Genomic DNA, 22,654 nt, shown 5'->3' on the forward strand with positions numbered 1-22,654 from the left:
GTTGCTCCGTTTCTGGTCTCGATTGTCTCGATGGAAAGGGGCCATTGGGCCACACGACCGCAAGAGCCCGCGCGCAATGTTGCGGGATATGTCGGAAATGACCTTCTGTGTCGTCGGGGCTGGTGCTCCCTGCCGCCTCGGCGTGAAGGTTCCGTCCATGCCTAACGACCAGACCCGGCTTCCCGCCGTCACCGACACCCTCGTGCAGCGGTTCCCCTCCTACCCGGACACGTGGAGCTTCCAGCCCAGTGGCCGCTGGGTGCGCGGCTTCGTGGGCGACACGGCGGTGGTGGACAGCCGCGACCAGATCCTCGTCTGGGAGCCGACCCACAAGGTGCCCGAGTACGGCTTCCCCCTCGCCGATGTCCGCACCGACCTCCTTCAGGAGACGGCGGCGCCCACCGAGAACCTCGGCTACTACCGCCCGCGTCGCCCGCCGGCGCAGTGGTACGACCTGCGCCTGGGCGACCGCGTGATCCGCCACGCCGCGTGGAGCTGGGACGTGCCGGAGCTCGTCGGCTTCCTCGGCGTCAGCTGGTTCCCCGGCGTGCTCGATCGCTGGCTGGAGGAGGAGCAGCCGGTGTTCGCGCATCCACGGGATCCCTTCAGCCGGGTGGATGCGCTCCCCACCAGCCGCCGCGTCACCGCATCCCGAGACGGCGTGGTCCTCGCCGACAGCACAGAGACCGTCGTCGTCTACGAGACCGGCCTGATCCCGCGCTACTACTTCCCGCCGGAGCACGTGAACCTCGACGCCCTCGTCGAGACCGACACCGTCAGCGAGTGTCCGTACAAGGGCCACACCACCCAGTACTGGAGTCTCGCCGACGGTTCGCTCGACGACGTCGCCTGGTCGTACGGCGATCCGAAGACCGACGTGATCGCCATCGGCGGGCGCATCGCGTTCTACACGGAGCGCCTCGACCTCACCGTCGACGGCGCATGAGTCCCAGCCCCACCGCATCCGCCCCGCATCCACCCCCACCCCATCCAGGAGACCCGACATGACATTCCGGAAGACCAGCTCCGGTCGCCGCGTGACAGCACTCGCCGCGACCATCGCCGCAACAGCCCTGCTCCTCGCAGGCTGCGCGTCGTCCACCCCCGCCGCGACCTCGACCGCGGGCGGCGCCAGCGGCGTGTACCGCATCCCGATCACCGATCCGGGCGGCGACATCGACCCGCTCACCGCAGCCGACTACAACGCGATGCTCCTCACCGGCCTCGCCTCGGAGGGCCTCATCAGCCTCAACGCGAAGGGCACCCTGGTGCCGCGCCTCGCGACCTCGTGGAAGCCGTCAGACGACGGGCTCTCCTGGACCGTGAAGCTGCGGGCCGGCGCCGAGTTCAACGACGGCAAGCCGGTGACGGCCAAGGATGTCGTCTCGACCTTCCAGGCGATCATCGGGCCGGACAGCAAGTCGCCGGGCAAGAGCTCGTTCGACGGGATCCTCACCTCTGCGGCAGCAGGGCCGGACGACGAATCGGTCGTGTTCACCCTCGCCCGGCCGTTCTCGGACTTCCCACGCCTCCTCACCGGAGCGAACACCGCCATCCTGCCCGCGGGCTACACGCCGGGCGACTGGCTGAAGCACCCGGTCGGAGCCGGACAGTTCGTCCTCGACCAGTTCACCCCCGGCCAGGGCGCGACCTTCTCCAGAAACCCCAAGTACTGGGATGCGAAGGACATCAAGGTCGCGGGCGTCGAGCTCAAGGTGTACTCGGACACCCAGGCCGAACTGCTCGCCTTCCAGGCGGCCGAGATCGACCGCATCGACCAGTCCAGCGAGGTGGCGGCGGCGGTCAAGGCGTCCGACTACACCGAGGTCAGCTCCGGCTACAACAAGTTCGACGGGATCTTCCTCAACGTCACCGCGGCGCCGTTCACCGACCCGAAGGTGCGCCAGGCGGTCGCGTGGGCGATCGACAGGAAGGGGCTCGTGAAGAACGTCTACGGCGGCAACGCGGTCGTGGCGAACGACACCACCTACTTCCCTGACTACCCCGTGCAGCCGGAGGGCCTCACGCAGCGCGAGAAGGACGCCGGGAAGGTGGCCGACCTGCTCGGCGGCAAGACGGTCTCCTTCGACATCACCACCGACAACAAGCTCTACGGCGAGGTGCTCCAGCAGCAGCTCAACGCCGTGCCCGGCTTCACGGTCGGCCTGAAGGTGCTCACCAGCGCGCAGTACTACGCCGACGGAGCCGACTCGCCGTGGCTGAACGCCCCGCTCACCATCACCAACTGGGCCGTGCGCGCGCCGTCGCAGTACATCTCCCTCATCTTCACCGCGGGGGCGGCCTGGAACGCGTCGCACTACTCCAACCCGCAGTTGGAGGCGACCTCGGCCGCCTACGACAAGGCGACGGATGAGGCGACCCGCCAGAAGCTGGTGAACCAGATCGCATCCACCCAGTGGAACGACCTCGCGGTGATCGTCCCGACCATCGCGAAGGCCAAGGTGTTGCAGAACAAGCGCGTGCACGGCCAGTTCCCGGGAGCGCTCGACTTCTACACCGGCTACTCGTTCGCCGGCATCACCATCACCGGCTGATTCGCCGCATCCCCCACCTGGAGCACCATGACCACGTCCAGCCCCCGCCTCGGCGACCGCGAACCGGTGCCGGGGTGGGGGCTGTCCGGGCTCGCCCCTCGGCACCGCGCCCTTGTCTCCCTCGTCGGCCGTCGCGCGGTGCAGATCCCGCTCGTGCTGCTCGTCGTCTCGGTGCTCGTGTTCTGGCTGGTGCAGGTCGTGCCGGGCGACCCCGGCCGCAATGCGCTCGGTCCGTACGCGTCGGCCGACCAGGTCGTCGCCTGGAACGCCGCGCACGGCCTCGACGGCGGGATCGTCGAGCGCTACCTGCGCTGGCTCGGCGGCTTCGTCACCGGCAACTGGGGCACCAGCCTGATCTACGCCCAGCCGGCGTCGCAGCTCATCCTGGGCAGGCTGGGCAACTCCCTCCTGCTCGGGCTCTTCGCGTTCGTCATCATGGCGCCGGTCGCCATCGCGCTCGGCGCCGTCCAGGCCTACCGGGAGGGAAAGCGCACCGACCGCACCATCACGGTGCTGCTGATGTCGCTCTCCGCCGTGCCGGAGTTCGTGATCGGCATCGTCTTCCTCATCGTCTTCGCCGTCTGGCTCGGCTGGGTCCCGGTCAGCTCGGCAGCGGACGCGGTCTCCGCCGACCCGCTCCTGCACCTGCGGGCCATGACGCTCCCCGCGATCACCCTCGCGCTCGGCTACCTCGCCGTCCTGGTCAGGATGGTGCGGACCGGGACGCTCGAAACCCTCACCTCGCAGTACCACCGGACGGCCGTGCTCAAGGGGCTGAAACCGGCTCAGGTGGTCCGGTCGCACGTCGCCAGGAACGCGCTCATCCCCACCATCTCCCTGCTCGGCATCTACCTCGGCACCCTGCTCGGCGGCAGCGCCATCGTGGAGTCCCTGTTCGGCTACCCCGGCCTCGGCGCACTGCTGGTGACCGCGACCCAGAAGAAGGACATCGTGCTGCTCGAAGCGGGCGTGATGGTCACGGGCGTCATCTCGCTGCTCGCCCTGCTGCTCACCGACGTGCTGTTCGCGCTCGTCGACCCGCGCATCCGCTTCGACAGGGGAGAGTGAGATGGCCATCGACGACCTCGGCATCGCCGCGAGCCCGGTGGATGCGCCTCCCGCCGCCGCTCCCGCAGCCGGCGCTCACGCCACGGCGCCCGCAGCCACGCTCAGCTCCCGCCGCCGTCACGGCGCGGTCGTCCGGCTGCTACGCCGCCCGACCTTCGTCCTGAGCGCGATCATCGTGCTCTTCTGGATCGTCGCCGCCGTCGGCTGGCGCTGGTTCGGCCTGCAACCGTTCGTCGACACGGGCCACCAGCTCTCTCCCCCGTCGGCCGCGCACTGGTTCGGCACCGACGACATCGGCCGCGACGTGTTCGCCCGGGTGCTGGCCGGAGCCGAGCCCGCGCTGGCGATCGGTCCAGCTGGCACCATCCTCGCGACGGTCATCGGCAGCACCCTCGGCCTGATCGCCGGGTACTCCCGCGGCTGGGTGGACACGGCTCTGATGCGCGTCTTCGACGTCTTCCTCGCCCTGCCAACGCTCATCTTCATCCTGGTGATCGTCGGTGCGTTCGGCGCGAGCGTCCCCACCCTCATCCTCACGGTCGGCCTGGTGTTCGCGCCGGGAATCGCGCGCATCATCCGGGCGGCCGTGCTCGCGGAGATGGGCAAGCAGTACGTGACCAGCGCCCAACTGCAACGGGAGTCGACCCCGCGCATCCTGTTCGGGGAGCTGCTCCCGAACGTCTTCCCGACCATCCTCATCCAGGCGACCCTGAGCCTCGCCGCCGCGATCTTCATCTCGTCGTCGCTGTCGTTCCTCGGCCTCGCCTCCGCCCCGCCGTCGCCGGACTGGGGTCTCGCGATCAGCGACAACCGGGCGTACCTGCAGAGCGCATCTTGGACCGTGCTGTTCCCGGCCGCCGCCATCGCGTCCCTCGTGGTCGCCGTCCACCTGATCGCCGACAACCTCAAGGAGGTGTTCGACCGATGAGCGAAATCGTCGTCGACGTGCGCGGGCTGTCCGTCGACTATTCGATCGACGGCCGCGTCAGGCGGGTGGTCTCCGACGTCGACCTCACCATCCGCGCGGGCGAGTCATACGGCCTGGTCGGTGAGTCCGGCTCCGGCAAGAGCACGATCGCGCTCGCGCTCACCCGGTACCTGCCGGCGAACGGCCGCATCACCGCCGACCGCCTGACCGTCGCCGGCCAGGATGTGCTGACCCTGTCCAGGGATGCGCTCCGCCGCTACCGGGCCGGTTCCGTCGGCGTCGTCTACCAGGAGCCCGGTCTCGCCCTCAACCCCACGTCCACCGTCGGCGCGCAGCTCGCCGAGGTCTTCCGCATCGCGGGCGCCTCCCGGTCAGCCGCCTGGGCGTCGGCAGTGGATGCGGCGAGGAGCGTCGACCTGCCCGACCCGGAACGCGTCGTCCACCGCTACCCGCACGAACTCTCCGGCGGCCAGCAGCAGCGGGTCGTGATCGCGATGGCCCTTGCCACCGAGCCGCGCCTGCTCATCCTGGACGAGCCGACGACCGGCCTCGACAGCAAGGTGGAGGCCGGAATCCTCGACCTCATCGAGCGCCTGCGGCACCAGCACGACTTCGCAACCCTCCTGATCAGCCACAACCTCCCGCTCGTCGCCTCCCACTGCGACCACGTCGCCGTCCTCCAGAACGGGGTGGTGGTCGAGCGGGCGGAGGCGCGAACCGTCCTCACCCGCCCGACGCACCCCTACTCCCGCGAGCTGGTCTCCTCCCTCCCCGCCATCGACGCTCCGCTCGCCCGCCGCCCGGCCACCGGGACTCCGCTGCTGGAGCTGACGGGCATCACCAAGGACTTCGGCCGCACGCGAGCTATCGACGACGTCTCCCTCGCGATCCGGTCGGGCGAGATCGTCGGCCTGGTCGGCGAGTCGGGCAGCGGCAAGTCCACCCTCGGCCGCATCGCCGCCGGCCTCACCAGCCACCACGGGATGCGCACCCTCCATCACGACGGCGCTCTCGCACCGGTGCAGGTCGTCTTCCAGAACCCGGATGCGTCCCTCAACCCTCGCCGCACGGTCCGCCAGGTCCTCACCCGATCCATCAGGCTCCTCGGCGGCGACACCGACGCGGCATCCCTCGCCGACACGGTGGGCTTGCCGCCCACCGTGCTCGACAGCCTTCCGCGCGAGCTCTCCGGGGGCCAGAAGCAACGCGTGGCGATCGCCAGGGCGTTCGCCGGTCCTGTCCCGCTGGTGGTCTGCGACGAGGTCACCTCCGCCCTCGACGTCTCGGTCCAGGCCCGCATCCTGGACCTGCTCGCCGACCTCCGCGACCGCACGGGCGTCGCCTACCTCTTCATCACCCACGACCTGGCGGTGGTCCGCTCCCTCGCCGACCGCATCGTCGTGTTGAACAACGGCCGCATCGTCGAGCAGGGCGCACCGGCGGAGATCTTCGAGAGCCCGCGCGACGAGTACACACGCGAGCTCGTCGGCAGCTCGCTGCGGTTGCGGATGGCGCTGCGCTGAGCGACCGCGTCAGTCGCCGGCGACCCTCCCGTACATCGCGTCCACGTCGGCCAGCTCAAGGTCGGCGGTGGCCTGGATGAGCTTGAGCAGTTCAGGGTCGAGGCCCGGCGCGTACTCCTCGAAGCGCTCCCTCGCGATGACGGACGGCGCTCCTTCCGGAGCCTGCGCGGAGGCGTCGAGGGTGGTGCCGTCCTTCGACGGTGAGAGTCCCTGGAAGATCTTGCCGGCTTCGGACTGACCGGCGAGGTCGAACGTGTACTGCTTGCTCTGCAGGCCGAGGTCGGTCAGTTTCTTCACCTCGGGGAAGCGGTCGGCGTTGGTCTTCGGGATCGGCAGCAGTTTGTTCCAGTCGACGCCGAGCGTTTCGAGGGCCTTCGCGTAGCCGTTCTCGTGGGCCTGGTCGCGCACGATGAGGTAGGCGATGGTCGAGCGCGCCGTCTTGTTGTCGGTCATCTCGTAGATCCGGCACTTCTGCAGGCGTCCGGTGGACTCCAGCATCAGGTTGTAGAGCAGGTCCAGCACGAGGTTGCCGGAGTTGTAGACGTAGCTGCCGGACCACGGATTGCCGACGGCGTCTACCGGCAGAGCACCCTGAGCTCCGACCAGGTAGTGGTGGATGTTCCCCTCGGCGAGGGCGATATTGAGCGGGATCGCGCCGCCGGCGCCCGGCTTGTCGACCGGGTCGCGCTTCGTTCCCTGGTACTGGGGGGATCCGTCGAGGAGTCGCGCGATGGTCGTGCCGATCAGTTCGACGTGGCTGATCTCCTCCGTGCCGATGCCCTGGATGAGGTCACGATACGGCTTGGCTGCAGGGCCGCGGAAGTTCATCGCCTGGAACAGGTACTGCATCATCGTGCGCATCTCGCCGAACTGACCACCGAGCCCCTCTTGCAGTGCGTTCGCGGCGGCCGGATCCGGCTCGTCCTGCTCGATGTCGTTGATCAGGCTCTGCACGTGAAAGAACATGAATACCTCCCCGATAGTGAGGCTCCGAGTTCGGGTGCCTCCCCGTCGACGGTCCTCAGCAATCTCGCGCCCGCCACCCCATTGACCGCTGACGCGGCGGGTGTCACCGCGAGAGCGGATGCACGCGGTCCGCGCCTGCACGATGCGGGCGGCCGGGCAACCCGGTCGGCGCAGATCAGCTCGCTGAGCGTGGGCGAAGACCTCGTGACGCACCGGAGCCGACGGGAGGCCGCCTGCCCCGCGTCTGCCCCGCCGCCTCGATCAGCGCCGCGACCAGACCCTCGTAGCCCAGGCCGGTCGCGGCGTACATCAGCGGCACCTGCGACTGCTCGGTGAAACCGGGCGTCGTGTTCACCTCGTTGAGGACGATGCCCGTCGCGGTGACGAAGAAGTCGAAGCGCGCCACGCCCGCGCAGCCGAGCTCCTCGTAGAGGGCGCGCGCCGCGCCATCGACGGCCGCGTGCTCGGCTGGGGTGAGGCGCGCCGGGACGGTGAACGAGGCGGTCCCGTCGTACTTCTGCTCCCGGTCGAAGACACCGCCGTCTGCGACACCGATCTCGAGGGCGGCTCCCGCGTGGAGCACCCCGGCACCATCCCGGAACAGCGCGATGTCGACCTCGCGACCGGTGACGAACGGCTCGACGAGCGCTGTGTCCCCCGAGCCGCACGCGAGGTCGATCGCTGCGGCCAGCTCGCCGACGTGCCTGACCACGGTGACGCCGTTGCTCGACCCACCGGAGGTCGGCTTCACGACGAACGGCGGGACCGCATCCATCGAGGATGCGTCCGCCGCACCGCGCACCAGAACCCCTGGCGCGGTGCGGACGCCCACGGCCTGCGCGACGAGCTTCGTCACCCACTTGTCCATCCCGATGGCCCCGGCCCGCACCGGCGAGCCGACGAAGGGCACGCCGATCATGGTCAGCAGCCCTGCCGCGGCGCCGTCCTCGCCGTTGACGCCGTGCAGCACGGGGAACGCGACATCGCAGGTGGTCATGAGCGCGACCGCCTCCGCAGACGTCAGTGGCCCGCCACCGCCGTGGTGCCATCCACCGGCGCGGTCGATGGTGACGGGGACCGCATCCAGCCCGATTGCCTCGACGGCGCGGGCGACCGCCGCGGCGGAGGCGAGCGAGACCTCGTGCTCGTCGTTCGCACCGCCGCCGATCACGGCGACCCTGCGTGCTCGCCCCTCACCCATGAACAGCTCCCTGCCTGCTCCGATACGCGCCCGTCGTCCGGTGGATGCGCGCCACGCGCGTGCCGATCCTCGTCACGATCTCGTGCTCGATCGTCCCCGACCACCGCGCCCACTCCGCGACCGTGGGTTCACCGTCCGCACCCGGCCCGAACACCAGGACGGTCTCCCCGGGTGCGACCGCGTCGTCGCCCGTGTCGACCACGACCATGTCCATCGAGAACCGCCCGACGAGAGGGCGACGGCGACCGCGCACGAACACATCCGCCCGCTCCGACGCTCCGCGCGGGAGCCCGTCGCCGTAGCCGATCGGGAGCAGGGCGAGGTGGGTGCGCCGGTCGGCGACGTGATCGAGCCCGTAGCCGATGCCCGTGCCAGGCGCGACCTCTCGCGCGGCGACGACGTGCGTGGACAGCGACAGCGCCGGCCGCAGTTCTCGGGAGGTGCCGGACGGGTCGATGCCGAAAAGTCCCGCGCCGATGCGGTGCATTCCGAACCCGGCGCCGACGCCGGTCAGCGTGGCGGCCGTCGCGGCGAGGTGGGTGACGGCCGGGGAGAGGCCGCGCCGGGTCGCGGTGCGCACGGCGTTGGCGAAGACGAGTCGTTCGCGCTGATTCTGTGGATGCTCGGGCTGATCGGCGCACGACATGTGCCCCATCACGCCGACGACGCGAATCCAGCCCAGATGCTCGAACTCACGGGCGATCCCGCAGAGCGCCGCCCACTCGCCGGCTGGCGCGCCGTCGCGCGCCATGCCCACGTCGATGTGCAGGTGCACCCTGGCGCGCCGCCCGACAGCCGAGGCGGCCCGCACCACGGCGGGCAGCAGAGCGGCGCTCGGCACCGCGAGATCGATGTCGGCGAGCACGGCTGCCTCGAAGTCGGCGTCGACAGGGTTCAGCCAGCTCAGGATCGGGGCGCTGATCCCCTCCCCGCGCAGAGCCAGCGCCTCGTCTACGGACGTGACGCCGATGGAGGTCGCCCCGGACGCCACGACGGAGTGCGCGATCGCACCGTGCCCGAACGCATCCGCTTTGAGCACCGCCATCACGCGGCCCCCGGTGATCGACGCGAAGAACGCGGTGTTCGCCCTGATCGCCTCATCGTGGACGACCAGCTCGGATGTCCAGGACATCAGCAGGCGAGTGGATGCGCGACGCCGTGTCGCTCGTTGACGATTCCCATGCGATCAGCGTCGCCCATATCGGAGCGCAGAGAGTCATCCGAACTGTTGAAGCCGATCATCCCCTGGATCGAGATCGCGGCCGCTCCGAGCCGCCCAGCGCTACTCCGCGAACACCCGCTTCGCCACCTGGATGGCCGACATTGCCTTCGGCCAGCCCGCGTAGAAGGCGAGGTGGACGATCGCTTCGATCAGCTCCTCCTCTGTCAGGCCGTTCGCCTTCGCGAGGCGGAGATGGTTGGGAAGCTGCTCGAAGCTGCTGGAGGTGATGAGGCTGGTGACCGTGATGAGACTGCGGTCGCGTTTGGACAGCTCCTGGCGTTCCCAGACGTCGCCGAAGAGCACGTCATCGGTGAGTTGCACCAGCTTGGGGGCGAAGTCGCCGATGGCGGCCTGGGCGGGGGTCTGTTCGGTCATTCGTGCTCCTTCGTTCGGGCGGCGGTGTACTCGGCGGCGGCGTATTCGGCGGCGGCGTATTCGGCGGCGGTGAGGTGGTCGCCCCAGGTCACGGAAGGACCATCCGCGTCTCTGGGCGCTGCCGAGAGGGCGAGGTGGGTCATGAAACCCGTAGCGGTGGCGCCGTGCCAGTGCCACTCGCCGGCCGGGGTGTAGACGGTGTCCCCCGCGCGGGCGATGACGAGGTCGCCGCCCCTGGCCTGGATCAGGGCGGTGCCTTCGGTCACGTGCAGGGTCTGGCCGTGCGCGTGCGCGTGCCAGGCGGTGTGCGCGCCGGGGGCGAAATGAACGATGCCCGCCGTGAGCTGTGCCGCGTCCGGGGCGATGCGGTCCACCCAGACCTGGCCGGTGAAGCGCTCGGCGGGTCCGGCCGAGGTGGGGGTCGCCGGCTCACGGTTCACGGTCGGCTCCCGCCTGCGCCGCATCCCGGGCATCCCGAGTCGTCGCCGCCAGGCTGCCCAGCAGGCGGATGCGCTCCTCCGACGGCGAGCCGGGCTGCGGTGCACAGACGAACAGCACCAGGTCGGGGTCGGTCGGAAGGTCGAGGGCCTCGTAGTCGAGTTCCAGGTCGCCGACGTCCGGGTGGTGGATGCGCTTGGTGCCGGAGCGGTGGAAACGCACGTCGTGGTGGGCCCAGCGCATCCGGAACGCATCGCTGCGGGTGACGAGCTCGCCGATGAGGTCGGTGAGCGGCTTGTCGTGCGGGTTCTGCCCTGCTGCCACACGGAGGGACGCGACGATGCTGTCCGCCCCCTTCTCCCAGTCGGGGTAGTAGCTGCGCGACGCCGGGTTGAGGAAGGTGAAGCGGGCGTTGTTGCGCTGGTTCGACGGGTCGTCGAGGATCGGGGCGAAGACGGCGGCGCCGAGGGCGTTGGTGGCGAGGAAGTCTTTGCGCTGGTTCGCGATGTACGCCGGCGCGTCGATGGTGTCGAGAAGGCGTCGGAGGGCGGGCCGGACTGTGCCGGCGGCAGAGCGCGACCGTGTGCGGACCCGCGCACCGGGAGCGGCGGCCCTGGCGAGGTCGTGCAGGTGCGTGACCTCGGCCTCGTCGAGCTGGAGGGCGCCGGCGAGGGCATCCAGAACCTCAGGGGAGACGCCGCCGAGGTTCCCGCGCTCCATTTTGGCGTAGTAGTCGACGCTCATCCCGGCGAGCATCGCGACCTCCTCGCGCCGCAGACCGGCGACGCGACGGCGGCCACCACCGATGATCCCCGCCTGCTCCGGTGTGATGCGGGCGCGACGGGACGCGAGGAACTCGCGCACTTCGAGCTGGTTGTCCATGCCTTCACGGTACGGCCGCAAGCTGGGGGCGAGGGAGTCTCTGTCAGTACACGGATAACCGGCCCCTCCCTTTCTCACGCGCGAAGGAGTGGACTGGGCGTACACGAACCACGACGAAAGGACACCCCATGACCGACCCCACCGACGGTCGCGTCGCCGTCATCACCGGCGCATCCTCCGGCATCGGCGCTGCCACGGCCCGAGCCCTGTCCGCGCACGGCTACCGGGTGGCCCTCCTCGCCCGCAGGGCCGACCGCATCCACGCTCTGGCGGACGAGCTCGGGGCAGGCGCCGTCGCCATCGAGGCAGACGTGACCGATCGGGATGCACTGGTCGCCGCTGCCGACCGCGTGCAGCAGGAGCTCGGCGGGGCCGACGTGCTCGTCAACAACGCCGGCATCATGCTCCTCGGCCCCTTCTCGTCTGAGCAGCGCGCGGACTACCGGCGGATGATCGAGGTCAACCTGCTCGGTGCGATCACCACCACGGAGGTGTTCCTGGAGCAACTGCGGGCCGGAGGTGGCGACATCGTCAACATCTCGTCGGTCGCCGGGCGAACTGCCCGGTCCGGCAACGCGGTGTACGCCGCGACCAAGTGGGGCATCAACGGCTTCTCCGAGTCGCTGCGTCAGCAACTGCTGCCGGACGTGCGGGTCAGCCTGATCGAGCCGGGTGCCGTCGCGACCGAGTTGCCGACGCACATCACCCACGCGGAGACGAAGAAGGGCACGGAAAGCCTCTACGACACCGTGCAGGTGACGGCGGAGGACGTGGCCGACGTGATCGCGTTCGTCGTGACCCGGCCACGGCACTTCGCGATCAACGAGGTGCTCGCGCGCCCGGCGAACCAGCTCGGGTGAGGCCGGGCGCACGGCCGCCAGCGACCCCGGTCAGTCCTCCGGGATGTCGCGACCGAACGACTCCAGCGTGATCGCCTCCGGCTCAGGACCGCCGCGCACCCCGCGGTCGAGGGCGTCGAGCCTGCGCAGCTCGTCGTCGGTCAGCTCGAAGTCGAAGACGTCGAAGTTCTCGCGGATGCGCTCCGGCTTCACCGACTTCGGGATGGCGGAGCGGCCCTCCTGCAGGTGCCAGCGCAGCATCACCTGAGCCGCGGATTTGCCGTGCTTCTCCGCGATCGCGAGGATCGCCGGGTCGGCGAACGTGCTCGTGCTGCCCTCGCCCCGGTAGGACGTGATGCCGCCGATGGGCGACCAGGCTTGCGTCACGATGCCGTGCTCCGCATCCACTGCCTGCACCAGGGGCTGCGTGAAGTAGGGGTGCACCTCGACCTGGTTGACGGCGGGCACGACCTCTGTCTGCTCCAGCAGGGATGCGAGATGGGCCGGCATGAAGTTGCTGACGCCGATCGCGCGCACCTTCCCGTCTGAGAGCAGCTTCTCGAGCGCCCGATAGGCCTGGACCGTCTTCTCGAACGCACCGGGGAGCGCCTGGTGCAGGATGAACAGGTCGATGGTGTCGACGCCGAGTTTCCTCGCGCTCTTCTCGAACGCGTGCATGGTCTCGTCGTAGCCGTAGTCGCTGATCCAGACCTTGGTCTCGATGAAGACATCGTCTCGGGCGATTCCGGATGCGCGGATCGCGTCGCCGACGCCGCGCTCGTTGCCGTAGGCGGCAGCCGTGTCGATCAGGCGGTAACCGGTGGCCAGGGCTGCCGCGACCGCCTCCGCCGTCTCGTCGGGCGGTGTCTGGAAGACGCCGAACCCGAGAGCGGGCATCTCGACGCCGTTGTTCAGGGTGAGGATGTTGTTCATGCCATCGACGTTAGGCCGGTTCGCGCGCGGGAGGGAGTGACTGTCAGTACGTGGAAACGACGTCCGCACTGATCGCGGCGGTGAGCCCGCGCATCCCGCCCTGATCCATCGCCGCTCGCTGCCTGGTCGCACCGTTGCCCTCGCGCAGGATGCGGTCCACCGCCGCGGACGCTACCGCCGTGTCGTCGTGCTCGGCGAGGCCGCCTGCGGCCGCTTCGAGAACGGCGTGGACGACCGTGCGGGCGTCGGCGAGCTCTCCGTCGCGCGGATCGAGCAGGTCGGACGCGAGGCCGTTGCGGGCCGCGTGCCAGAGCGCGGAGTCCAGGAGCTCGGCCTCGATCGCCGCGGCGTCGACCTCCTGCTGGCGCCTCGCAGACGCGACGACCAGCCCGCGCACGACGGATGCGAGGGCCACGCTCGTCTCCGGGTCGAGCTGGGCGTCGAACACGCGCACCTCGACGGTCGGATAGCGTTCCGATGGCCGCACGACCCAGTTCAGCGTTCCGGCATCCGATGTGCCCCCGACGCCGCGCAGCGCGGCGGTCCTGCGGTCGTAGTCGACCGCATCCCTGAAGCGGGGAGGGATGCCGTGCGTCGTCCACCGCCTGCTGTGGATGGCACGCCAGGAGTCGAACCCGGTGTCCACGCCGTTCCAGTACGGCGAGTTGGCGGACAGCGCCAGCAGCACGGGCAGCCACGGCCTCAGCGCGTTCGAGGCCGCGACCGCGGCGTCCCTGTCGGCGACGCCGACGTGCACGTGCAATCCGTTGAGCTGGTGATCGCGCACGATCAGCCCGAAGTGCGACGCGATCTCGCGGTACCGCGGCTCATCCGTCACTTCCGCCTCCTGCGCGACGCGGTACGGCAGGCCGACACCGCACGCGACCAGGCCGTTCTCCGCCGCCCAGGCGGACAGCTCCTCGCGGAACCCGGCCACGGCGTCCAGCGCCTGCCCGGCCGTCTCGCACACCGGCGAGGCGAACTCGAGCTGGGACGGGAAGAACTCGGCCATCACCCGGCCGGACCGGTCGCTGCGCCGCAGCGCATCCTGAGCCTCGCGAGCACGCTCGACGGGCACGAGGCTGCCGGGATCGAGCAGCACGAACTCCTCCTCTATGCCGATCGTCGTCCGCACGCGCATCCCCTCGTCCGTCGCACACAGTACGCACGGCCACGGGATGCGCGCAATGGCTTGACTGGGTAGGGAAGTCGGCTCACGGTCGGAGCATGACAGCACGAATCACGCCACGCGGACCCGTGAGCGCGCAGCTCCTCCAGGCCCTCGCCGAACCGGCGCGGCCATCCACAGACGCCATGCAGCGCACCCTCGACCTCGCACGGGAAGCGCTCGACGAGAAGCCGGACGTCGGCACGGACGACGACCTCCAGCTCGTGCTGCTCCTCAGCTACGGGCTCTCATACGGTGGGGTGATCGAGTGCGACGACCGCTGGGAGTGGCACCCTGAGCAGGTGGCCGTCCGCACTGCGATCGAGGACCTGTTCGAGCAGCAGCTCCGGGAGCGCGTCGAGATCGGCGAGCTCCCGCATCCCGATGCGGAGTCCGTCGCCGCGTACCTCTTCGCCGCGACCGCGGAGGACAGCGGCCCGAGCCTCTCCCGCTACCTGGCGAAGAAGGCGACGCGCGAGCAGGCGGCGGAGTTCATCATCCACCGGTCGATCTACACCCTCAAAGAGGCTGACCCGCACTCCTGGGCCATCCCGCGCCTGACCGGCAGGGCCAAGGCCGCACTCGTGGAGGTGCAGTCGGACGAGTACGGCGGAGGGCAGCCGACTCGGATGCACTCCGTGATCTTCGCGAAGACCATGACGGGCATCGGGCTCGACCCCGGCTACGGCGCTTACCTCGACCGCGCGCCCGCCGTGACACTCGCGTCCTTCAACATGATGTCGATGTTCGGCCTGAATCGACGTCTCCGCGGCGCCATCGCCGGTCACCTTGCCGCGTTCGAGATGACGTCGTCCATCCCGAACCGCCTGTACGGAAACGGGTTCAGGAGGCTCGGCTACGACAGCGAGGTCACCGACTACTTCGACGAGCACGTCGAGGCGGATGCGGTCCACGAGCAGATCGCGGGACGCGACCTCGCCGGTGGTCTGGCGGAGGAGCATCCCGAACTGCTGCCCGACATCGTGTTCGGTGCGCGTGCCTGCCTCTACGCGGACGGCCTCGTCGGCGCGCACATGCTCGAACGCTGGCAGGCGGGCGCGAGCTCGCTGCGCGTGGAAGAGACGGTGACGGTGTGAGCGCAGACGATTCGCCAGTGGTGACCATCGTCGCGTGCACGGACGGCCCGCTGCTCGTGCGCGGCCCAGCGCAGATCGTCGACGCGGACGGGCAGCCCGTTCACCGCAGCCGTCGCACGGTGGCGCTGTGCCGCTGCGGGGTGTCGACGATCAAGCCGTACTGCGACGGGACGCACAAGCTCGTCGGTTTCCGGACGGACCCGCCGCCGCAGCCACCGGAGGCGTGAGCGCGAGTGCGGGCCGGTGCACCCGGCCCGCACCGCCGATCAGGCGATCCCGCCGCCGTCCACGACGAGGGCGGAGCCGGTGACGTACGAGGACTCGTCGGAGGCGAGCCAGACGACAGCGGCCGCGATCTCCTGCGGCTCCCCCATGCGCTGCAGCGGCCGGTCGGCGGCTTCGGCGAGGAACGAGCCAGCCTCCTGGCCGAGCTGACGGGCCTCGTCGCGGAGCATCCCGGTGTTGACGTCGCCGGGGTTGACCGAGTTGACGCGGATGCCCTGCGGGCCGTGGTCGATGGCGAGGGCGCGGGTCATGTTGACCACGGCGCCCTTGGATGCGCAGTACGAGATGGCCTGCGCGCCGCCCTTGAGCCCCCAGCCCGAACCGGTGTTGACGATCGAGCCTCCGCCGTTCGCCGCCATGACGGGGACGACGTGCTTGCACATCAGGAAGATGCCCTTGACGTTGACGCCGAACACGCGATCCCACTCGTCCGCCGTGGTCTCGACCGCGGTGGTCCTGCGGATGATGCCCGCGTTGTTGAACACAACGTCGATGCCGCCGAACTCCGCGACCGTGTCGGCGACGACGCGCTCGATGTCCGCCTCGTTCGACACGTCGGCCGTGAGCGCGATGGCGGTGCCGCCCGCTGCACGGATCTCCTCGGCGACCTTCTCCGCCGCCCCAGGGGCGACGTCGACGACGGCGACGCGCGCGCCCTCCGCCGCGAAGGCGAGGGAGGTGGCGCGGCCGATGCCGCCCGCTCCTCCGGTGACGATGGCGGACTTGTCGGCTAGACGCATGTGTGCGCTCCTTCGGTGGTGGCCGCACTGGCGGCACTGACAGGGTAGATGCTCGACGACGACGGGCCGGTGATCACCCGGAGGTGACCGGCGAGGCGTGCGTCGATGCGGGGGTCGCCGGTGTCGACCAGAAGAGGCCGGCCGGAGAGATCGAGGAGTTTCTGCTCCGTCGCGACGACGAGCAGAGGGTCGGGGCCGATCGCGTCGACCACTGCGGGAGAGAGCTGCTGATTGCCGCGGCCGAGCAGGAAGCCCTGGCCGCCGATCACGGTGACCACGGCCTTCGTCGGATGCCCGGCGACGGCGGCGAGCGCCTGCTTCTCGGAGACGTCGCGGGCGATGAGCCCACCGTCCTGCACGATGTCGACGCCGAGCGGCGTGCCCTGGATGCCGAGCGCACGGGACACGGAGGCGAGCGTTCCGCCCGGCCCGAGCAGGTAGCGGACGCCGGGCCGCATGGCCGCCACGGCTCCCGCTGCCGCGAGGCGCACGGCGTCCGCCTCGCTCGTCGGGGTCGGCGCTTTGCGCGCCTGGGTGCGCTCTCGGGACGCCGGTACGCGCACGAGCGCGAACAGCCGCGGGTCGGGCCGCCCCGCACGCAGGAGGGCTTCGTCGAGGTCGAGGACTTCCGCCTCGCGCGTCGGCAGGCCGCCCGAGGTCTGCCAGTCTGCTGCGATGGCGCCCGCAGCCGCCGGGGCGACGGCGAAGCAGCCCGAGTACATCTTCACGCCGGCCGGGATGCCGAGGAGCGCGACCTCCGGAGGCGCGCCGCTCGCCGCATCCCTGGCCGTGCCGTCTCCGCCCGCGAACAGCACCAGTCCTGCGCCGTCTGCCGCACAGGCGGCGACCGCGCGCATCGTGTCGTCACCGGTCGTCGGGCGGGACGCATCCGGGGTGTAGACGACGTGTGGCAGCAACCCGGCCGCACGGACGGCGTCCTCACCGAGCGCCCCGGCAGCCGTCAGCACCTCCAGCCCGGGATGCGCGTCCGCCAGCACCGCGAGGGCGACGGCCGCGCGGTCGGCTGCACGGGCGTGCGCACCGCGCGCGACCGCTTCGCGCTGCACGGCGTCGCCGTCGCTGCCGACGAGACCGGCCGGTCCCCCGATCCCGGCGACGGGGTTCACGACCACCCCGATCGCCGGGCGGCGGAGCTGACGGACGGTGGACATCTAGGCCGCTGCCTCCTCGGCCGACGCCGACCCGGACGCCGACCCTGCCGCGGACGCGGACGGCGCGGCAGCGTTTCCGGTCCCTGCGCCTGCGCCTGCCCCGAAGTACTTCCGCTGGTACGCGCGCCAGGTCACAGCCCACCGCTCCGGGTCGTCGAGGTCGTCGTGGTGCGTGTGGTGCACGGTCTGGTTGTGCGGGGCGGTGCGCACCACCTCCGGTGTCTCGCGTGCCTCGCGCGCGACCTCGGCGAGCACGTTCGCGTACTCGTCCAGCTCGGCCATCGAGTACGACTCCGTCGGCTCCAGCGTGAACGGCTGCGGCACGACGTACGGGTGGTGGCTGGTCCAGTAGTGCATTCCGAAGTCGGCGGCGCGCACTCCGATCTCCTCCGAGCTGATGCCGGTCTCCTCGAACAGCTCGTGCCACGAGTAGCGCACCTGTTCGATGCGACGGCGGCCCGTCGCATACGGTGCACTGGCGCCGGGGATCTCGAGGATGCGCTTCATCAGGTAGTTGTTGTTCAGCACGGCGGTCTCCGCCACCGCGCGCAGGCCGTCAGCGCCGAGCGCGCTGATCCACGCGTATGTGCGGACGATGTTCGGGATGACGCCGTAGAACGGTGCGACGGAGCCGATCGACTGCGGGCGGTCCGCATCCAGGTAGTAGTGGTCGCCGTCGCGCTCGACCACAGGCCCGGGCAGGAACGGCGCGAGCGCCTCGGACACGGCGTTCGCCCCTGACCCAGGCCCTCCGCAACCGTGCGGGGTGCCGAACGTCTTGTGCAGGTTGAAGTGGCAGACGTCGAACCCGGCGTCGCGGGCGCGGGTGATGCCGAGGATGCCGTTCGCGTTGGCCTGGTCGTACGACGCGAGCGCGCCCACCTCGTGCGCCAGCTCCACCCACTCGCGGATGCGCGGGTTGTAGATCCCGGTGTCCTCCGGGTTGGTGACCATGATCGCCGCCGTGCGCGGGGAGAGCGCGGCGCGGAGGGCGTCGAGGTCGGGGTAGCCGTCGGCGTCCGGATGGATGGTGATGACCGTGTAGCCCGCCGCCTTGGCCGCTGCGGCGTTGGACGGGTGGGAGAAGATCGTGGTGATGACCTCATCCCGCTGCTCCGCCTCGCCGCGGGAGGCGTGGTAGGCGCGGATCATCGAGATGTTGGCCCAGATCGCCTCGGAGCCGCCGCTGGTCTGCAGCGAGACTCTGCTCATGCCGGAGATCTCCGCGAGCATCCGCTCGGTGCGCCAGACGATCTCGAGGACTCCCTGCACGCTCGCCTGGTCCTGCAGCGGGTGCAGCTCGGTCAGGTCGGGCGTGCGGATGATGGCCTCGTTGACCTTGGGCGCGTACTTCATGGTGCAGGTGCCCTGACCGACGTCGACGTTGAGGTCGGCGCCGAGGTTCTCCTGGCTCAGGCGCAGGTAGTGCTTGAGCACGCGCATCTGCCCGATCTCCGGCAGCGCGGGCGGCGCGCTCCGACGGAGGGACGCAGGCAGGGCGGCGACGACATCGCCGACCGTCTCGCGCACCCCGGCCTCCGGGCGGGAGACGAGCACGCCGCGCTCGCCCGGCGTGTGCAGCTCGAAGACGATGGGCTCGTCCCAGCGCGCCTGGTGGAAACGGCGCAGAGCCGGCTTGGGGGCGATGGGGAGGCTCATGCGTTCTGCTCCTTCTTCTGTGCGCGCGCTGCGCCGAGCGCGTCGGCGAGCACGGCCGTGAGGTCGTCGATGTCGGTCTGGGTGTTCTGCTCGGTGACGCACACCAGCAGGCGGTGGTCGTCGAGCGCGAGGCCCGGCTCGAATCCGGATGCGCGGCCCGCCGCGACCAGTTCGGGTGCGGTGAGCGCCGCATCCGTCAGGTCGATGACGAACTCGCGGAAGTGCGTCGCGCCGTCCGCGAGCGCGACGCCGGGGAGAGCGCCGAGCACACGGGACGCGTACGCGGTGCGGGCGAGGACGGTCTCGCCGACCTCCGCCATGCCCTGCGGGCCCATCAGCGAGAGGTAGACGCCCGCCGCGATGCCCCAGAGGGCCGCTGCGGTGCCGACCCACTCCTTCCCCTCCTCACGGAGGGCGAACGAGGTGCGGTCGTACGCCACGTCGCCGAAGCCGTACTCGCCTTCGACATCCGTGGATGCGAGACCGAACAGACGCGAGGGCAGCTCCATCACGAAGCGGGTGTCGTCGTGCACGGCGATGAACCCGGCGTGCGCGCCGCCGAACCAGGGGTGCAGCCCGAGGGACTGGATGTCACCGTGGACGATGTCGGCGCCGAGGTCGGCCGGCGGCGTGAGCACGCCGAGTCCGATCGGGTCCGTGCCGACGATGACGACGGCTCCGACAGCGTGCGCGGCGTCGGAGAGGTCCGCGACGGCGGTCTCCAGGGCTCCGGTGTAGCTGGGGGTCTCGATCCAGATGGCGGCGGTGCCCTCGTCGAGCATCCCGGTCACGGTGGCGAGGTCGGCGGCGCCGTCGACGGTGGGAACGAGCACGAGGTCGATGGTGGGTGCGATGTAGTCGCGGACCTTCGACAGCTTGTCCGGATGCGCGTCGCTGACGAGCAGGACGGTGCGGCGGCCGGTGATGCGGCCCGCCATGGCCAGCGAGGTTGCCGCGGCCTGGAAGCCGTCGTAGGTGGGGACGTTGACCACATCCTGGTTGAGCAGTTCGCCCATCAGCGACTGGTACTGGAACAGCGCCTGGAAACGGCCGTGATCCTCGTACGGCTCTCCGGCGTATGCGGTGAGGAACTCGCTGCGGTTGATGACCTCGTCGACCACGGCGGGGACGGCGTGCTGGTACGTTCCTGCGCCGAGGAAGAGGCGGCCTGGATCGACAGAGCGGTTGCGGCGCAGCAGACCGCCGACATGACGCACCAGGTCCTGCTCGGCGACGAGCGGCTCCGGCAGGTCGAGGGCGCGGCCGAGGCGGAGGTCGGCGGGGACGTCCGCGTAGAACTCCTCGACGGATGCCGCCCCGACGGCGTCGAGCATCGCCTGACGGGATGCCGGCGCCGTGTTCGGCACGTACGGGTGGACGAAGGGTTGGGTCATGGTGGCCTCGCGGTCGGTGGTGGGGTGGTCTGGGTGATGGGTCATGGCTGCGCCGGGTGGGCGATGACGGCTACGCCGAAGGCGGAGAGGGGGAGGCCGCCGGCGGCGTCTGCGCCGGTGAGGAGGTCGCGGCCGTCCGGGATGAGCGGTGCGGTGAGGTCGCGGCGGCCGTGGTTGAGGACGAACGTGTAGTCGGTCGTCCCGTCGGTGCGGGTGACGACTTCGAGGTCGGTGTCGATGGATGCGGCGACCGGCACGCCTGCCGCCGCGAACACCTCGGAGAGCACCGCGCGCATCCCATCGCTGTCGAGCCCGGCGCTCAGGTACCAGGCGGCTCCCGCACCGGATGCGCGGCGCGTTACGGCCGGACGCCCTGCGAGGTGGCCGTCGGCGTATGTCGCGAGCACGTCGGTGCCCTGTGCCGCCTCGATCCACTCGCTCCAGACGCGCACGCCGTGGCGAGCGTTCCCGAAGCCGACGGTGCCGGTCTGCCCGTCTGCGAGCGGCCACCACTCGTCCACTTCGATGCCGAGCAGGTCGCGCAGCGGGCCGGGGGCGCCGCCGTCGTGGATCTGCTCGCAGTGGTCGACCACGCCGGAGAACGGGCCGACGACGAGCTGGCCGCCCTCCTCGACGAACGCGGTCAGCGCATCCGCCTGCTCTGGCGTGGTGGCGTAGAGGTTCGGTACGAGCAGCACGCGGTGGTCGCCGAATGGGCCGGCGGCGCGCGCCACGTCGACCGGCTGGCCGAGTGCGTACGCGGCGGCGTGCCAGGCGCGGGCCTCCCTGAGCCAGTCGAGGCGCACGGAGGGAAGCGACTCCGGTTCGCTGACACCCCACCAGGAGTCCCAGTCGGCGACGAGGGCGACGGATGCGCGCACCCTGGTCCCCGTGATCGGCGCGAGCGTCTTCAGCTCGGCCCCGAGCGCCTTGGTCTCCTGGAAGGTGCGGCTGCGCTCCCCGCGGTGACCGAGCATCGCGGAGTGGAACTTCTCCGGGCCGAACTTCGCCTGCCGCCACTGGAAGAACAGCACACCGTCCGAGCCGTGGGCGAGCGCCTGCATACTGCCGACGCGCATCTGGCCGGGCGCCTTGGGCACGTTGACCTCACGCCAGCTCACCGCGCTCGGCGCCTGCTCCAGCAGCAGCCAGGGGCGGCCATCTTTGAGGGAGCGCATCAGGCCGTAGTTGAGGGCCGCGGCGATGTGCGCATCCTGGTCGGCGGGGTCGGGGTATGCGTCGTCGGTGACGATGTCCTCCGCGGCGGCGAAGTCCCAGTAGTCGAGCTCGCGGAACAGGCTCATGAAGTTGGTGGTGACGGCGATGTCCGGGGTGACTTCGCGCAGCACGTCGATCTCGGACTGGAACAGTTCGAGCAGTGCGTCGGAGGAGAACCGCTCGAAGTCGACCAGCTCTGCCGGGTTGATCGGCCCTGTCGCGGTGCGCGGCGGCTCGATCTGCTCGAAGCCGAGGTAGTTCTGGCCCCAGCAGCTCGTGCCCCACGCGGCGTTCAGTCCGTCGATGGTCCCGTATCTGTTCTGCAGCCAGCGGCGGAAGTGCCGCGCGGACTCCGGGCACCAGCAGCGCGAGACGTGGTCGCCGTACTCGTTGGAGACGTGCCAGAGGGCGAGAGCAGGGTGCGCGCCGTACCGCTCGGCGAGCGCGCGGGTGAGGCGCAGTGCCGCCTCCCGGAAGATCGGCGAGCTGGGGCAGTACGACTGCCGGGAGCCGAACTCCAGCCGCACGCCGTCCGCGTTCCACGGCAGCACCTCTGGATGCTCGCGCACCAGCCACGCGGGCGGCGTCGCGGTCGCGGTGGCCAGGTCGATGCGGATGCCGTGCTCCCAGAGCAGGTCGATGACCCTGTCGAGCCCGGCGAAGTCGTACTCGCCTGGGCGCGGTTCGAGCAGGGGCCAGGAGAAGACAGGGAGGGTGACGAGGTTGACACCGGCCTCGACCATGAGGCGCGCATCCTCGGCCCAGACGCTCTCCGGCCACTGGTCGGGGTTGTAGTCGCCGCCATAGGCGAGGGCGTCGAGGCGGATGCTCCGCGGCGAGGTGGTCGTCACTGGTCTCCTTGCGAGTGTGCGGGTCGAACGGACAGTCGCGGCTGCGGTGCTTTACACCGGGCAACCGTCCACTGTATTCTGTATACAGTAACGCTAAAGCGATTCCCGCGAGGGGTCAACCCCTAAGCTGGCGACGCCGG

21 protein-coding genes are annotated in these 22,654 nt (G+C 70.4%); 8 read left to right on the forward strand and 13 right to left on the reverse strand.

The features are described from left to right. Nucleotides 1-157: 157 nt before the first annotated feature. The 5 genes from ACYVGI_RS04290 to ACYVGI_RS04310 are packed head-to-tail and all read left to right on the forward strand — an operon-like array spanning nt 158 to nt 6,074. A complete protein-coding gene (locus ACYVGI_RS04290) occupies nt 158-946 on the forward strand; it encodes a DUF427 domain-containing protein (protein ID WP_460631411.1) in 789 nt (262 codons plus the stop codon). A 58-nt stretch (nt 947-1,004) separates the two neighbouring features. Next, complete coding sequence (locus ACYVGI_RS04295) at nt 1,005-2,555, forward strand: ABC transporter substrate-binding protein (RefSeq protein WP_460631412.1); 1,551 nt, start codon at nt 1,005-1,007, stop codon at nt 2,553-2,555. Between the two features lie 27 nt (nt 2,556-2,582). Then, complete coding sequence (locus ACYVGI_RS04300; protein ID WP_460631413.1) at nt 2,583-3,623, forward strand: ABC transporter permease; 1,041 nt, start codon at nt 2,583-2,585, stop codon at nt 3,621-3,623. A gap of 1 nt (nt 3,624) precedes the next feature. After that, nucleotides 3,625-4,551 (forward strand): ABC transporter permease, encoded by a 927-nt coding sequence (locus tag ACYVGI_RS04305; RefSeq protein WP_460631414.1) that lies wholly within the window; start codon nt 3,625-3,627, stop codon nt 4,549-4,551. Next, nucleotides 4,548-6,074: an ATP-binding cassette domain-containing protein gene (locus tag ACYVGI_RS04310; protein WP_460631415.1), complete on the forward strand. Its 1,527-nt coding sequence runs from the start codon at nt 4,548-4,550 to the stop codon at nt 6,072-6,074. The genes ACYVGI_RS04305 and ACYVGI_RS04310 overlap by 4 nt, the downstream gene beginning before the upstream one ends. Nucleotides 6,075-6,083: 9 nt before the next feature. Here ACYVGI_RS04310 and ACYVGI_RS04315 read toward each other — a convergent pair whose 3' ends face one another. From ACYVGI_RS04315 to ACYVGI_RS04340, 6 genes are all read right to left on the reverse strand, one after another. Continuing rightward, the gene (locus tag ACYVGI_RS04315; RefSeq protein WP_460631416.1) at nt 6,084-7,040 is read right to left on the reverse strand and encodes a manganese catalase family protein; all 957 of its coding nucleotides are present in this window, start codon (nt 7,038-7,040) and stop codon (nt 6,084-6,086) included. A 175-nt stretch (nt 7,041-7,215) separates the two neighbouring features. Then, nucleotides 7,216-8,241 carry a D-alanine--D-alanine ligase family protein gene (locus ACYVGI_RS04320; protein ID WP_460631417.1) on the reverse strand — a complete coding sequence of 342 codons (1,026 nt, stop codon included), beginning with the start codon at nt 8,239-8,241 and terminating at the stop codon, nt 7,216-7,218. Beyond that, nucleotides 8,234-9,373: an alanine racemase gene (gene alr, locus ACYVGI_RS04325; protein ID WP_460631418.1), complete on the reverse strand. Its 1,140-nt coding sequence runs from the start codon at nt 9,371-9,373 to the stop codon at nt 8,234-8,236. The genes ACYVGI_RS04320 and alr overlap by 8 nt, the downstream gene beginning before the upstream one ends. 150 nt (nt 9,374-9,523) lie before the next feature. Next, nucleotides 9,524-9,838, reverse strand: coding sequence for a carboxymuconolactone decarboxylase family protein (locus ACYVGI_RS04330; RefSeq protein WP_460631419.1), 315 nt, complete (start codon nt 9,836-9,838; stop codon nt 9,524-9,526). After that, nucleotides 9,835-10,278 (reverse strand): cupin domain-containing protein, encoded by a 444-nt coding sequence (locus ACYVGI_RS04335; RefSeq protein ID WP_460631420.1) that lies wholly within the window; start codon nt 10,276-10,278, stop codon nt 9,835-9,837. Before ACYVGI_RS04335 ends, ACYVGI_RS04330 begins: the two co-directional genes overlap by 4 nt. Next, nucleotides 10,268-11,158: a helix-turn-helix transcriptional regulator gene (locus ACYVGI_RS04340; protein ID WP_460631421.1), complete on the reverse strand. Its 891-nt coding sequence runs from the start codon at nt 11,156-11,158 to the stop codon at nt 10,268-10,270. The genes ACYVGI_RS04335 and ACYVGI_RS04340 overlap by 11 nt, the downstream gene beginning before the upstream one ends. Before the next feature lie 128 nt (nt 11,159-11,286). Between ACYVGI_RS04340 and ACYVGI_RS04345 the strand changes: the two genes are divergently transcribed. After that, entirely contained in the window at nt 11,287-12,018 is a 732-nt protein-coding gene (locus ACYVGI_RS04345) for an SDR family oxidoreductase (protein WP_460631422.1), read from the forward strand. Nucleotides 12,019-12,048: 30 nt separating this feature from the next. On the opposite strand, the gene ACYVGI_RS04350 is transcribed toward ACYVGI_RS04345, so the two are convergent. Both ACYVGI_RS04350 and ACYVGI_RS04355 read right to left on the reverse strand, forming a co-directional pair. Further along, entirely contained in the window at nt 12,049-12,930 is an 882-nt protein-coding gene (locus ACYVGI_RS04350; protein ID WP_460631423.1) for an aldo/keto reductase, read from the reverse strand. A gap of 43 nt (nt 12,931-12,973) precedes the next feature. Beyond that, nucleotides 12,974-14,065 (reverse strand): carboxylate-amine ligase, encoded by a 1,092-nt coding sequence (locus ACYVGI_RS04355; protein ID WP_460631424.1) that lies wholly within the window; start codon nt 14,063-14,065, stop codon nt 12,974-12,976. Between the two features lie 92 nt (nt 14,066-14,157). Between ACYVGI_RS04355 and ACYVGI_RS04360 the strand changes: the two genes are divergently transcribed. Together ACYVGI_RS04360 and ACYVGI_RS04365 are read left to right on the forward strand one after the other, a co-directional pair. Next, complete coding sequence (locus tag ACYVGI_RS04360) at nt 14,158-15,195, forward strand: iron-containing redox enzyme family protein (RefSeq protein WP_460631425.1); 1,038 nt, start codon at nt 14,158-14,160, stop codon at nt 15,193-15,195. Next, complete coding sequence (locus ACYVGI_RS04365) at nt 15,192-15,422, forward strand: CDGSH iron-sulfur domain-containing protein (protein ID WP_460631426.1); 231 nt, start codon at nt 15,192-15,194, stop codon at nt 15,420-15,422. The genes ACYVGI_RS04360 and ACYVGI_RS04365 overlap by 4 nt, the downstream gene beginning before the upstream one ends. A gap of 39 nt (nt 15,423-15,461) precedes the next feature. Here ACYVGI_RS04365 and ACYVGI_RS04370 read toward each other — a convergent pair whose 3' ends face one another. From ACYVGI_RS04370 to ACYVGI_RS04390, 5 genes are read right to left on the reverse strand one after another with little or no spacing between them, the layout of a single operon-like run. After that, nucleotides 15,462-16,220, reverse strand: coding sequence for an SDR family NAD(P)-dependent oxidoreductase (locus ACYVGI_RS04370; protein ID WP_460631427.1), 759 nt, complete (start codon nt 16,218-16,220; stop codon nt 15,462-15,464). Next, on the reverse strand, nt 16,211-17,392 hold the full coding sequence (locus ACYVGI_RS04375; protein WP_460631428.1) for an ATP-NAD kinase family protein: 1,182 nt from the start codon (nt 17,390-17,392) through the stop codon (nt 16,211-16,213). Before ACYVGI_RS04375 ends, ACYVGI_RS04370 begins: the two co-directional genes overlap by 10 nt. Next, nucleotides 17,393-19,051, reverse strand: a complete 1,659-nt coding sequence (gene gcvPB / locus ACYVGI_RS04380) for an aminomethyl-transferring glycine dehydrogenase subunit GcvPB (protein ID WP_460631429.1) — start codon at nt 19,049-19,051, stop codon at nt 17,393-17,395. Continuing rightward, entirely contained in the window at nt 19,048-20,490 is a 1,443-nt protein-coding gene (gene gcvPA, locus ACYVGI_RS04385) for an aminomethyl-transferring glycine dehydrogenase subunit GcvPA (protein ID WP_460631430.1), read from the reverse strand. Before gcvPA ends, gcvPB begins: the two co-directional genes overlap by 4 nt. Then, nucleotides 20,487-22,514 carry a beta-galactosidase gene (locus ACYVGI_RS04390; protein ID WP_460631431.1) on the reverse strand — a complete coding sequence of 676 codons (2,028 nt, stop codon included), beginning with the start codon at nt 22,512-22,514 and terminating at the stop codon, nt 20,487-20,489. The genes gcvPA and ACYVGI_RS04390 overlap by 4 nt, the downstream gene beginning before the upstream one ends. Nucleotides 22,515-22,654 lie beyond the last annotated feature (140 nt).

It is taken from the genome of Leifsonia lichenia (assembly GCF_054780215.1).